Annotated in this window: 11 protein-coding genes; 8 read left to right on the top strand and 3 right to left on the bottom strand. The window is 70.6% G+C overall.

Going from position 1 to position 12,273, the window contains the following annotated elements; all coding sequences use genetic code 11:
* Nucleotides 1-62 precede the first annotated feature (62 nt).
* Entirely contained in the window at nt 63-926 is an 864-nt protein-coding gene (locus tag G6N45_RS10210; RefSeq protein WP_163722001.1) for a TatD family hydrolase, read from the bottom strand.
* 17 nt (nt 927-943) lie between these two features.
* Between G6N45_RS10210 and metG the strand changes: the two genes are divergently transcribed.
* The 6 genes from metG (at nt 944) to G6N45_RS10180 (ending at nt 8,111) form a co-directional block, all read left to right on the top strand.
* Nucleotides 944-2,479: a methionine--tRNA ligase gene (metG, locus tag G6N45_RS10205; protein ID WP_163721999.1), complete on the top strand. Its 1,536-nt coding sequence runs from the start codon at nt 944-946 to the stop codon at nt 2,477-2,479.
* A gap of 63 nt (nt 2,480-2,542) precedes the next feature.
* Nucleotides 2,543-3,760, top strand: a complete 1,218-nt coding sequence (locus G6N45_RS10200; RefSeq protein WP_163721997.1) for an NAD(P)/FAD-dependent oxidoreductase — start codon at nt 2,543-2,545, stop codon at nt 3,758-3,760.
* A complete protein-coding gene (gene sigJ, locus G6N45_RS10195; protein ID WP_163721995.1) occupies nt 3,757-4,659 on the top strand; it encodes an RNA polymerase sigma factor SigJ in 903 nt (300 codons plus the stop codon). Before G6N45_RS10200 ends, sigJ begins: the two co-directional genes overlap by 4 nt.
* A gap of 101 nt (nt 4,660-4,760) precedes the next feature.
* Nucleotides 4,761-5,942, top strand: coding sequence for an NAD(P)/FAD-dependent oxidoreductase (locus G6N45_RS10190; RefSeq protein WP_163721993.1), 1,182 nt, complete (start codon nt 4,761-4,763; stop codon nt 5,940-5,942).
* Nucleotides 5,939-6,847, top strand: coding sequence for an RNA polymerase sigma-70 factor (locus tag G6N45_RS10185; protein ID WP_163721991.1), 909 nt, complete (start codon nt 5,939-5,941; stop codon nt 6,845-6,847). The genes G6N45_RS10190 and G6N45_RS10185 overlap by 4 nt, the downstream gene beginning before the upstream one ends.
* Nucleotides 6,848-6,854: 7 nt before the next feature.
* The gene (locus G6N45_RS10180; protein WP_163721989.1) at nt 6,855-8,111 is read left to right on the top strand and encodes an aminodeoxychorismate synthase component I; all 1,257 of its coding nucleotides are present in this window, start codon (nt 6,855-6,857) and stop codon (nt 8,109-8,111) included.
* Here G6N45_RS10180 and rsmI read toward each other — a convergent pair.
* Nucleotides 8,067-8,903: a 16S rRNA (cytidine(1402)-2'-O)-methyltransferase gene (gene rsmI / locus G6N45_RS10175; protein WP_163721987.1), complete on the bottom strand. Its 837-nt coding sequence runs from the start codon at nt 8,901-8,903 to the stop codon at nt 8,067-8,069. The two genes, G6N45_RS10180 and rsmI, sit on opposite strands and share 45 nt — an antisense overlap.
* A gap of 24 nt (nt 8,904-8,927) precedes the next feature.
* Between rsmI and G6N45_RS10170 the strand changes: the two genes are divergently transcribed.
* Entirely contained in the window at nt 8,928-10,478 is a 1,551-nt protein-coding gene (locus G6N45_RS10170; protein ID WP_163721985.1) for a dolichyl-phosphate-mannose--protein mannosyltransferase, read from the top strand.
* 78 nt (nt 10,479-10,556) lie between these two features.
* On the opposite strand, the gene arcA is transcribed toward G6N45_RS10170, so the two are convergent.
* Entirely contained in the window at nt 10,557-11,765 is a 1,209-nt protein-coding gene (gene arcA / locus G6N45_RS10165) for an arginine deiminase (protein WP_057148421.1), read from the bottom strand.
* A gap of 45 nt (nt 11,766-11,810) precedes the next feature.
* On the opposite strand from arcA, the gene soxR reads away from it, so the two are divergent.
* Nucleotides 11,811-12,245, top strand: a complete 435-nt coding sequence (gene soxR, locus G6N45_RS10160; protein ID WP_163721974.1) for a redox-sensitive transcriptional activator SoxR — start codon at nt 11,811-11,813, stop codon at nt 12,243-12,245.
* The last annotated feature ends 28 nt before the right edge of the window (nt 12,246-12,273 follow it).

Below are 12,273 nucleotides of genomic sequence, written 5' to 3'. Positions count from 1 at the left end.
ACTTCAGGACGCGCGCAGCTTCTGTACGCGCGTGGATTATCACAAGACGGTAACGAAAAGGCCTACGGGCGGCAACTCTGCAGGCCGTACGCTCGCTCCGCCGCCGCCGAGGTCTGCTCGGCGATCAGTTCCGGCGCCCGGCCGACCACGTCGGCCAACGCTCGAGCAGTGTAAGGGAGGCAGTAGGGCTCGTTCGGCGCGCCGCGGAAGGGGTGCGGGGTCAGAAACGGGGCGTCGGTCTCGACCAGAAGCTGGTCGGCGGGAATCAGCGTGGCGGCTTCGCGCAGCTCACGGGCGTTCTTGAAGCTCACCGTGCCCGACAGGCTGAGCAGCCAGCCCGCATCGACGCACGCGCGCGCCATGTCCGGACCGGAGGAAAAACAGTGGAAGATCACAGTCTCCGGGGCGCCTTCGGCGCGCAAGACGTCCAGCATCTCGGCATCGGCGTCGCGGTTGTGGATCATCAGCGGCTTCCCGCAGCGCTTGGCGAGATCGATGTGCCACGCGAACGCGTCGCGCTGCGCGGCCGGCTCCGCGCACCCCTCCAGACGCCCGGGCCAGTACAGATCGAGACCCGTCTCCCCGATCGCGACGACCCGCGGGTGCTCCGCGAGCCGTTCGAGCTCCGCGCGGGCTTCCTCGGTGAGCGCATCGGCGCGGGTGGGGTGCAGCGCGACCGCGGCGTAGACGCGCGGGTCCCATTCGGTCGCGCCGGCGGCCCACCGCGCGGCGTCCAGGTCGTCGGCGATGGTGACCACGGCGCGCACTCCCGCCGAGGCGGCGCGGTCGAGTATGGCCGACACATCGTCGGCGGTGCGCGCCCCGCAGGCGTCGAGGTGGGTGTGAGCGTCGATCAGCGGCGCCAGCGGCTCGGGGACGGGTGGCGGCTCGCGCCGCTGTCGGGAGGAGGAGCTCACCGTCCACACCTTAGGGTGAAGCACAAATGAGCGAGCCCTACTACATCACCACGGCGATCGCCTATCCCAACGGCGACCCGCACGTCGGCCACGCATACGAATACATCGCGACAGACGCCATCGCGCGCTTCAAGCGGCTGGACGGCTTCGATGTCCGCTTTCTGACCGGCACCGACGTGCACGGGCTGAAGATGGCCGAGACCGCCGCCCGTGAGGGAGTGCCGACGATCGAGCTGGCGCGGCGCAACTCCGACGTCTTCGAGCGGCTGCAGCGCAAGCTCAACGTGTCGTTCGATCGCTTCATCCGGACCTCCGACGCCGACCACTTCACGGCGTCGGAGGAGATCTGGCGGCGGATGGTGGACGCGGGCGACGTGTATCTCGACAACTACTCGGGTTGGTACTCGGTGCGCGACGAGCGGTTCTTCGCCGAGAACGAGACCGCGGTCGGCGAGGACGGTGTCCGCGTCGCCATGGAGACCGGCACCCCGGTGACGTGGACCGAGGAGCAGACCTACTTCTTCCGGCTCTCCGCGTACGCCGACCGGCTGCTGGCGTTCTACGCCGAGCATCCGGAGTTCATCGAGCCGGAGGTGCGGCGCAACGAGGTGGTCAGCTTCGTCTCGGGCGGCCTGCGCGATCTGTCGATCTCCCGGACGACGTTCGACTGGGGTGTCCCGGTGCCCGGCCATCCCGACCACGTCATGTACGTCTGGGTCGACGCGCTGACCAACTATCTGACCGGTGTGGGTTTCCCGGACACCGACTCCGAGCTGTACCGCAGGTATTGGCCCGCCGACCTGCACATGATCGGCAAGGACATCATCCGGTTCCACACGGTGTACTGGCCGGCGTTCCTGATGTCGGCCGGCATCGCCTTGCCGAAGAAGGTCTTCGCGCACGGCTTCCTGTTCAACCGCGGCGAGAAGATGAGCAAGTCGGTCGGCAACGTCGTCGACCCCAACGACCTCGTCGACACGTTCGGCGTCGACCAGGTGCGCTACTTCCTGCTGCGCGAGGTCCCGTTCGGCCAGGACGGCAGCTACAGCGAGGACGGCATCATCGCCCGGATCAACGCCGATCTGGCCAACGAGTTCGGCAACCTGGCGCAGCGCTCGCTGTCGATGATCGCCAAGAACCTCGACGGCGTGGTCCCGCAGCCCGGCGACTTCACGCCGGAGGACCGCCAGATGCTCGCGGCCGCGGACGGGCTGCTCGACCGGGTGCGCGGGCATTACGCGGCGACGGCGATGCACCTGGCACTCGAGGCGGTGTGGTCGGTGCTCGGGGCCGCCAACCGCTACTTCTCCGCGCAGGAGCCGTGGGTGCTGCGCAAGACCGACCCGCAGCGGTTCGCGACCGTGCTGTACACGACGCTCGAGGTGGTCCGCATCGCGGCGCTGCTCAGCCAGCCTGTGATGCCGGAGTCGACGGCCCGGCTGCTCGACCTGCTGGGCCAGCCCGCTGACCAGCGAGCCTTCACCGCGGTGCCGGTCCGTCTGACGCCCGGCGTCGCGCTGCCCGCGCCGACCGGGGTCTTCCCGCGCTACCAGACAGAATGACCGCCTTGGTGTGATGCGCGTCACTGCCTGTCATGACCGCGTGCCGACCGGTGTCTCGAGGGCATGACCGAAAGCAACACAGAACTCACCTCGCGGCCCGCTGCACCTAGGGTCGTCGTCATCGGCGGCGGCTACTCAGGAACACTCGCGGCCAATCGCCTGCGACTGCGCCCAGCGGGGCAGGTTCCCGACGTCACGTTGGTGAACCCGCGCCCCAAGTTCATCGAGCGGATCCGGCTGCACCAGATGCTGACCGGCGGCTACGACGCCAGCGTCGACTATGGGACGCTGCTCGGCGAGGACATCAACCTGGTCGTCGACACCGCGACCCGGATCGACGCCGACGTCCGCTGCGTTCGGCTCGCATCGGGCGGATCGCTGCAGTACGACTACCTCATCTATGCGGTCGGCAGCACGGTGGCAACACCGTCGTCGGTGCCGGGTGTCGCCGAGTTCGCGCACGCGATCGCGGAATTCGAGTCCGCGCAGCAACTGCGCGACAGGCTCGACGAATTGCACACGGACGCCCCGGTGACCGTCGTCGGCGGTGGACTGACCGGAATCGAGGTGGCCGCCGAGCTCGCCGAGCAGGGGCGCCGCGTCACGCTGGTCTGTGGCGGACGACTGGCGCCGACGCTGTCGGAGCCGGGCCGGCGCTCCGTCGCCAGGACCCTGGCGAGGCTCGGCGTGGTCGTCCGACACGAGGATGTGGTCGCCGAGGTTCGATCCGATGCCGTCGTGTTCGCCGACGGCGCCGTGCGGCCGAGCGCCGTGACGATCTGGGCCGCAGGTTTCGGTGTTCCGGACCTGGCCGCCGCCAGCGGACTGCGCACCGACTCGATCGGCCGGTTGCTCACCGATGAGACGCTCACCAGCGTGGACGATCCACACATCGTGGCCGCTGGCGACTGCGCCGCCCCCTCGGGAGCACCGCTGCGGATGTGCTGCGCCACTGCGGGGCAACTCGGCCCGCAGGCCGCCGACACCGTGCTGAGCCGGATCGCCGGCAGCGTGCCGGCGGTCTTCGAGTACGGCTACGCGGGTTCGTGCCTCAGCCTCGGCCGGCGCGCGGGCGTCCTACAGGTGGCGCGCAAGGACGACTCGGCGATCAACGTCTACTTCGGCGGTCGCGTCGGCGCCATCGTGAAAGAGGCCATCTGCCGGGGGACGCTGTGGGGTATTCGGCGCGCGGCCCGCAGGCCGGACTCGGCGTTCTGGTTCACGGGTGGTCCGCGTCCCGAACAGCCGGTGCCGGCCGCGAAGATGGCCACCGAAGGGTGAGCGCCTCACCCGGCGAACACGCCGACCGCTTCACCCACCTCCGGCCGCTGTTGTTCACGATCGCCTACGAGATCCTGGGCTCGGCGACCGAATCCGACGACGTGCTGCAGGACAGCTATCTGCGGTGGGCCGACGTCGATCTCGCGGTGGTGCGGGACACGAAGGCATACCTGGCCCAGCTGGTGACCCGGGAGGCCCTCAACGCGCTGCGTACCAGAACCCGCCGCCGTGAGGACTACGTCGGACCGTGGTTGCCGGAGCCGCTGCTGCTCGACGACCGCGACGCCGCCGCGGATCTGGTTCTGGCGGAGTCGGTGTCGATGGCGATGCTGGTTCTGCTCGAGACGCTCACGCCCGACGAGCGTGCGGTGTTCGTGCTGCGCGAGGTGTTCGGATTCGACTACGACGAGATCGCCGCTGCGGTCGGCAGGAGTGTGGCGACGGTGCGCCAGATGGCGCACCGGGCCCGTGGACACGTGCACGCACGCCGCCGGAGGTTCGGCCCCGTCGACACGGCATGGACGGCGCAGATCACCGACCGGTTCCTGACCGCGGCGCGGACCGGCGACGTCGAAGGCCTGGTGTCACTTCTCGCGCCGGACGTCACGTGGACCGCCGACAGCGGTGGCAAGGCTGCCGCCGCCCGACGCCCGATCGTGGGCGCGAGGAAGGTCGCGTCGGTCTTGAGGCGGTTCTTCGAGTACGTCCGTGACATGGCCGACGTCCGCTTCGAGATCACCACCTGCAACTTCACCCCCGCTGTCGCGGTCTATCAAGGCAACGTGTTCGAGGGAGTCTTTCTGATCGAGATCGCCGACGGCCGCATCACCAATTTCTACGCGATGCGCAACCCGGACAAACTGACCGCGTTCATCCCGCGAACCGTCAGCCGGCAGTGACGTACACCACATTCGTCGGTGGGCTGTCACACTCCACGTGTGCGAGGTGTCTTGAGGTCAGACCGGCTCATCGGTGAGCCGGATGACCCCGAGGAGACACAATGACCGCACGACAGTTCCGCGTCCTCGTGATCGGCGGCGGCTACGCCGGCGTGATGGCCGCCAACCGGCTGACGTCACGTGACGATCTGGCGGTGACACTGGTCAACCCCCGACCGCACTTCGTGGAGCGGATTCGTCTGCACCAACTGGTCGCGGACAACCACGACGCAGCGGTCGACTACGCCGAGGTGCTGGGCGAGCGCGTGCACCTGCTGGTGGACAGTGTCGAGCGGATCGACGCCGCCGCGCGGCGGGTCGTGCTGGCCTCCGGCGCCACGCTGGACTACGACTACCTCGTCTACGCGGCCGGCAGCACCGGCGCGGTGCCGGCGTCGGTGCCGGGCGCCGCGGAATTCGGCTACTCGCTGAGCGAGTGGGAGCCGGCGACGCGCCTGAAGGCGCGGCTGGCCGACGTCGCGCTGCCCGCACCGATCGTCGTCGTCGGCGGTGGCCTGACCGGCATCGAAGCCGCGGCCGAACTCGCCGAGGCCGGCCGCCCGGTGACACTGGTGAGCACCGTCGTCGGACCGTCGCTGAGCCGGCCGGGCCGCCGCTCGGTGACCAAGCGACTGCACAAGCTCGGCGTGGTGCTCGTCGACGGCGACGCCGCCACCGTCACCGCGGTCGGGCCCGACCACGTCGCCCTCGCCGACGGACGGATCATCGCGAGCGCGGTGACGGTGTGGGCCGCCGGCTTCGGGGTTCCCGGGCTGGCCGCCGCCAGTGGACTGACCACCGACGGGGTGGGCCGCGTCGTCACCGACGAGACGTACACCAGCGTCGACGACGACCGCATCGTCGCCGCCGGCGACTCCGCCGCGCCGTCGCGCCGGCCCTACCGGATGAGCTGCCAGGCCAGCCTGCCGATGGGCGTGCTGGCGGCCGACACCGTGCTCGCCCGTATCGCGGGCGCATCTCCCGTCACAGTGTCGGTGCCTATGACCGCGCAGTGCATCAGCCTCGGCAGGCGCGCGGGCACCCTGCAGGTCCAGCGCGCCGACGACACCCCGATCGCGCTCTACGTCGGCGGTCGCGCCGGTGCGCTGATCAAGGAGCAGGTGTGCCGGTGGACGGTGAAGTGGATGGCCGGCGAAGGCGCCGAGCCCGGCTCCTACCGCTCACGCACGGGCCCCGCCCGCAGCACCGCACCCGCCGCCGACGACGCGATCGGAGTCCGATGAGCGACGTGGGGGTACCGCCCGCCTGCGACGACCACGCCGAGCGCTTCACCGCGCTGCGGCCGCTGCTGTTCACGATCGCCTACGAAATCCTGGGCAGCGCAACCGAATCCGACGACGTGCTACAGGAAAGCTACCTTCGGTGGGCGCAGGTGCAGCTGGCCACCGTCATCGACACCAAGGCCTACCTGGCCCAGCTCGTCACCCGGCAGGCACTGAATGCGCTGCGCGCGCAGTCGCGGCGCAAGGAGACCTACGTCGGGCCGTGGCTGCCCGAACCGCTGCTCACCGACGCCGACCCGTCGGCCGACGTGCTGCTCGCCGAGTCGGTGTCGATGGCGATGCTGGTGGTGCTGGAGACGCTGAGCCCCGACGAGCGTGCCGTCTTCGTGCTGCGCGAGGTGTTCGGGTTCGACCACGACGAGATCGCCGCGACGATCGGGAAGTCGACCGCGGCCGTCCGGCAGATGGCCCACCGCGCCCGCGAGCACGTGCAGTCCCGGCGCAAGCGGTTCGAGCCCGTCGACCCGCAGTTCTCCGCCGAGCTCACCACGCGGTTCTTCACCGCCGCCGCGACCGGCGACCTCGACGGGCTGATGGCGATGCTCGCCCCCGACGTGGTCTGGACCGCCGACAGCGACGGCAAGGTGAGCGCGGCCCGCCGACCGGTGTCGGGCGCAGAGCGGGTGGCGCGGCTGGTGATCGGCCTGGTGCGGCTCGGCGGCGCCGGAGGCCGCGTGGAGCCCGCGATCTACAACAGCGCACCCGCACTGGTCCTCTACACCGGCGAGCATCTCGAGGGCGTCGTGCTGATCGAGGTGATCGACGGCAAGATCGCGAACTTCTACGCGATGCGCAATCCGGAGAAACTCGCCACGGTGACCGTGCCGCGACGCATCGGCCGATAATGGCCCGGTGCGCATCGACCGACTCGGCGAGCTTGGCAGCGCCCCGACGGTCCTCGGTGCGCTGGCCGCCGCGGCGCCGCGGCGCGGCCTCGCACCCCCGGCTGCGCTGATCGGTGACTGGTTCGGCTCGCGGGCGGTGATCGCCCCGTCGGTGACGCTGTCGGCGGTGGCGCCCGCCGGGGTGTTCGACGTGCCTCCCGCGGCACGCGCGGACGGCGCGGTCGGCGGCGGGTGGTTCGGCTACCTGTCCTACCCCGACCCGGGAGCAGACGGTCACGGACCGCGGCTGCCCGAGGCGGCCGGCGGTTGGTCGGACTGCGTGCTGCGGTGCGCCTCCGACGGCACCTGGTGGCATGAAAGCCTTTCCGGTGCACCGCTTTCCGGCTGGGTCACCGAGGCGCTGCGGGAGCCGGGGAGCGTGCGGGGCGCCGCGATCGCGTGGGGCGAGGCCGACAGGTCGGCGCATCAGCGCGGCGTGCGGGACTGCCTCGAGGCCATCGCCGCCGGCGAGATCTACCAGGCGTGCGTCTGCACCCAGTTCACCGGCACGCTCGACGGCGCGCCCGTCGACTTCTTCGTCGACGCGGTGGCGCGGACCGCCCCGGCCCGCGCGGCGTTCCTCGCAGGCACCTGGGGCGCGGTGGCGTCGCTGTCTCCCGAGCTGTTCCTGCGCAGGCACGGCGACGCCGTCACGTCGAGCCCGATCAAGGGCACCCTGCCGCGACACGCGGACCCGGCCGCACTGCGCGCGTCGGTCAAGGACGTGGCCGAGAACATCATGATCGTCGACCTGGTGCGCAACGACCTCGGCCGCGTCGCGCAGACCGGATCGGTGACGGTGCCCGAACTCCTCGCGGTTCGCCCGGCCCCCGGGGTGTGGCATCTGGTGTCGACGGTGACGGCGCGGGTGGGCACCGACGTCCCCACCCGGGCGCTGCTGGACGCGACATTCCCGCCGGCCTCGGTGACCGGCACCCCCAAGCAGCGGGCGCGCGAGCTGCTCCGGCAGTGGGAGCCGCACCGCCGCGGCGTGTACTGCGGCACCATCGGTCTGGCCTCCCCCGCAGCCGGCTGCGAAATGAACGTCGCGATCCGCACCGTCGAGTTCACCCCGTCGGGCAGCGCCGTCCTCGGCGTCGGCGGCGGCATCACCGCGGACTCCGACCCGGTGCGCGAATGGGAGGAGTGCCTGCACAAGGCGGCCCCGATCATGGCGTCGTCAGTCCCGGGAGCGCAGCACCGCGTCGTAGAGCTCCCGGCGTGACGGCGCACCGCGATGCGCCGCGACCACCTGCGCGCACGCATCCTTGACCCGCAGACCGTCCGCGACCAGCCGGTTCACCTCGGCCACCAGGCTGTCGGGATCAGCGACGGGCGTCGCGCCCGCGAGCACCACGGTGATCTCCCCCAGCACGGGTCCGGTGGCCCACTCCGCCAGCTCGCCGAGTGTCCCGCGCACGATCTCCTCGTGCGTCTTGGTCAGCTCCCGGCACACCACCGCGCGACGCTCGCCTCCCAGCACCGTCACCGCGTCGCACAGACAGTCGCCGAGCCGGCGCGGCGATTCGAAGAACACACACGTGCGGGGCTCGGCCGCCAGCGTCTGCAACCACGTGGTGCGCGCCGACTGCTTGCGGGGCGCGAAGCCCTCGAAGCAGAACCTCTCCGACGGCAGCCCGGCCACCGCCAGCGCCGTCGTCACCGCCGACGGTCCCGGCAGGCACTGGACCGGCAGCTCGGCCTCGACACACGCCGCGACCATCCGGTAGCCGGGATCGCTGATCAGCGGCATTCCGGCGTCGCTGACCAGCAGCACCGTCGCGCCCCCGCGGATGTCGTCGAGCAGCGCGGGCACGCGTGACGCCTCGTTCTGGTCGAAGAGGCTGACGATCCTGCCGACCGGTCGCACCTCGAGGGCATTGGCGAGCGTGCGCACCCGGCGGGTGTCCTCGGCGGCGATCACGTCGGCGGTGGCCAGCGCCCTGATCAGCCGGGTCGACGCGTCCGACGGCTGACCCAGCGGCGTGGCGCCGATGAGCAGTCGTCCAGCGGCCATGCCCCACAGCCTACGATCGCAGGCGTGACAGCCCCGCCCGACGAGCTCGTCGTCGAACAGCGCGCGGTCCCCGTCATCTCCCCGGGACCCCTGGTTCCGGTCGCCGACTTCGGCCCACTCGACCGGTTGCAGGGCTGGGCGATGACCGCTGTCGTCACCGCGCTGGCCGCGGTGACCCGCTTCCTCAACCTGGGTTCGCCCACCGACGCGGGCACGCCGGTCTTCGACGAGAAGCACTACGCGCCGCAGGCCTGGCAGATGCTGCACAACCACGGCGTCGAGGACAACCCCGGCTACGGGCTGGTGGTGCACCCGCCGGTCGGCAAACAGATGATCGCCCTGGGCGAGGCGCTGTTCGGCTACAACGGGGTGGGCTGGCGCTTCACCGGCGCGCTGTGCGGCGTCGTGCTGGTGCTCCTCGTCGTGCGGATCACCCGCCGGATCAGCCGCTCCACCCTGGTCGGCGGCATCGCCGGGCTGCTGCTGATCGCCGACGGCGTCAGCTTCGTGATCGCGCGGACCGCGCTGCTGGACATCTTCCTGGTGTTCTTCGTGGTCGCGGCGTTCGGCTGCCTGATCGTCGACCGGGACCAGGTGCGCGAGCGCATGCACGTCGCGCTGCTGGACGGCCGGATCGCCGAGACGCCGTGGGGTCCGCGGCTGGGGGTGCGCTGGTGGCGGTTCGGGGCAGGCCTCCTGCTCGGGCTGGCATGCGCCACCAAGTGGTCGGGTCTGTACTTCGTGCTGTTCTTCGGCGTGATGAGCGTCGCGTTCGACGTTGCGGCCCGCAAGCAGTACCGGGTGCCGCGGCCGTGGCTGGGTGCGGTGCGCCGCGACGTGGGGCCGTCGCTGTACGCGATGGTGTTGATTCCGTTCGGGGTGTACCTGGGCTCGTACGCGATGTGGTTCGCATCGGAGACCGGGGTGAACCGCTACGAGGTCGGCCGATCGATCGGACCGGACAGTGTGCTGCCGATCCCCGACGCGCTGCGCTCGCTGTGGCACTACACCTACGCGGCGTACCGGTTCCACTCCGGCCTGACCAACGCCGACGGCAACCACCACCCGTGGGAGTCCAAGCCGTGGACGTGGCCGATGTCGCTGCGCCCGGTGCTGTACGCGATCGACAACCAGGATGTGCCCGGCTGCGGCGCGCAGTCCTGCGTCAAGGCGGTCATGCTGGTCGGCACCCCGGCGATGTGGTTCGTCGCGGTTCCGGTGCTCGGTTGGGCGCTGTGGAAGGCGTTCGTCAAGCGCGACTGGCGCTATGCGGTGCTGCTGGTCGGCTACAGCGCCGGCTTCCTGCCGTGGTTCGCCGACATCGACCGGCAGATGTACTTCTTCTACGCGGCGACCATGGCGCCGTTCCTGGTGATGATGATCGCGATGATCCTCGGCGACATCCTGCACGCCCCGCGACAGAACGCCGAACGCCGCACGCTCGGCCTTCTGGTGGTGAGCTGCTATGTGGCGCTGGTGATCACGAACTTCGCGTGGATGTACCCGATCCTGACGGGCCTGCCGATCTCGCAGGGCACCTGGAACATGCAGATCTGGCTGCCGTCCTGGCGCTAGCCCCTTTTGCCGCGGCCGCGAACGTGCACGGGCGGTAGCGCGGTGCGGATGCGCGCTACAAGGGATGCACGCTCGCGACTAGAGCGGATCGCGGGCTGCGGGGCACGACATGCAGCGCGGGCCGCCGCGGCCGGTGCCCAACTCCGAGGCCGAGATCGCGAGCACTTCGATGCCCGAATCCTCGAGTCGCGCATTCGTTTCGGTGTTGCGCTCGTAGGCCACCACCACACCCGGCGCGACCGCCAGCGTGTTGTTGCCGTCGTCCCACTGCTCGCGTTCGGCGGTCACCGGATCGAGGCCGGTGTCGATGACCCGCAGCTTGCCGATGCCCATCGCATCGGCGGCGGCGTCGACAAACGGGGCGGCGCGATCGATCCGCACCCCGCCCGCGGACCGGCGGATCGGGAACGCGGTCAGCGAGTCGACGATGTTCGGATACATCACCACCGCGTCGGTGTCGACCATCGTGCACACGGTGTCCAGATGCATCTGCGCGCGCTCCTGCGCGATGGGCACCGCCAGCACGGTGTGGGCGAGGCCGTCGTCGAAGAGGCTGCGGGCCAGTGCCTCCGCACCCGCCGGCGTCGTCCGCTCCCCCACCCCGACCGCGACCACGCCGGGCGCGAGCAGCAGCACGTCCCCGCCCTCGACGGGAGCCGACCGCGATTCGTAGGCGCGGCGCACTCCGAGGAACCGGGGATGGTGCGCGTAGATCAGATCGGTCAGCGACGTCTCACGCACCCGCGCATGCATGGCCAGCGACGTGATGGCCACCCGCGGCCCGATCCAGAACGACGAGTCGCGGGTGAACAGCAGGTTGGGCAGCGGGTCGATGACGAAGTCCCCGCCGTGGTGCATGCGTCGCACCAGCGACAGCTCGTTCTCGCCGAACGGCAGCTCGTCGAACGTCATCCCGGCCATCAGCACGTGCGCGAGCGCGCCCGCGTCCAGGGTGCGCAGATACGTCGAGAGTTCCTGCGCCAGCGGCACACCCAGCCGACGCGCGTCGACCGCGGCGGATATCCCGTGCATGCGCGCGGCCCCGCTGTGGGCGAGCGCCTCGGTCAGCAGATCGCCGAGCAGCAGCACCTCGACCCCCCGGGACCGCAGCAGCGCGGCGAACGCATCGTGTTCCTCCTGCGCCCTGCTCACCCACGGCAGCCCGTCGAACAGCAGCGTGTCGTTGTTGCGTGGCGTCAGTCTCTTCAGCTCGGCCCCCGGACGGTGCAGGATCACCGTCCGCAGCGTGCCGACCTCCGAGTTGCATCCCAGCGCCGCGTCCGTCACACCTAGCACCGTAGCCGCAAAACCGACCTCAACTAGGGTTCACGTATGGACAGGGTGAACGAGCTCACCCCGAGCGAGATGTCGGTTCGCAGTGGCGTCGCTGTGTCGGCACTGCACTTCTACGAACGCGAAGGGCTGATCTCCAGCAGGCGCACGAGCGGGAACCAGCGCCGGTACGCCCGCGAGACCCTGCGCCGCGTCGCGTTCATCCGGATGTCTCAACGCCTGGGCATCCCGCTGGCCCGCATCCGGGAGGCGCTGGCGACGCTCCCGGACGATCGGATACCGACGAGCAAGGACTGGGCTCGGCTGTCGGCCGGCTGGCGGGCGGACCTCGACGAGCGCATCGTGCATCTCGAGCGGCTCCGCGACAACCTGACCGGGTGCATCGGCTGCGGGTGCCTCAGCCTGAAGACCTGCGCGCTGGCGAACCCCGACGACGTGCTCGCCGAGCACGGCCCCGGCGCAGCCCGCCTCTGACGCCATCGAACGTCTGTGCGATAGACTG

The organism is Mycolicibacterium psychrotolerans (genome assembly GCF_010729305.1).
GTDB lineage: Bacteria > Actinomycetota > Actinomycetes > Mycobacteriales > Mycobacteriaceae > Mycobacterium > Mycobacterium psychrotolerans.
This window is presented reverse-complemented; position numbering and strand designations above follow the sequence as displayed.

Coding starts and splice junctions, on each gene's coding strand:
- metG (WP_163721999.1), top strand. CDS start 944: ATGAGCGAGCCCTACTACATCACCACGGCGATCGCCTATCCCAACGGC.
- G6N45_RS10200 (WP_163721997.1), top strand. CDS start 2,543: ATGACCGAAAGCAACACAGAACTCACCTCGCGGCCCGCTGCACCTAGG.
- G6N45_RS10190 (WP_163721993.1), top strand. CDS start 4,761: ATGACCGCACGACAGTTCCGCGTCCTCGTGATCGGCGGCGGCTACGCC.
- G6N45_RS10185 (WP_163721991.1), top strand. CDS start 5,939: ATGAGCGACGTGGGGGTACCGCCCGCCTGCGACGACCACGCCGAGCGC.
- rsmI (WP_163721987.1), bottom strand. CDS start 8,903: ATGGCCGCTGGACGACTGCTCATCGGCGCCACGCCGCTGGGTCAGCCG.
- soxR (WP_163721974.1), top strand. CDS start 11,811: ATGGACAGGGTGAACGAGCTCACCCCGAGCGAGATGTCGGTTCGCAGT.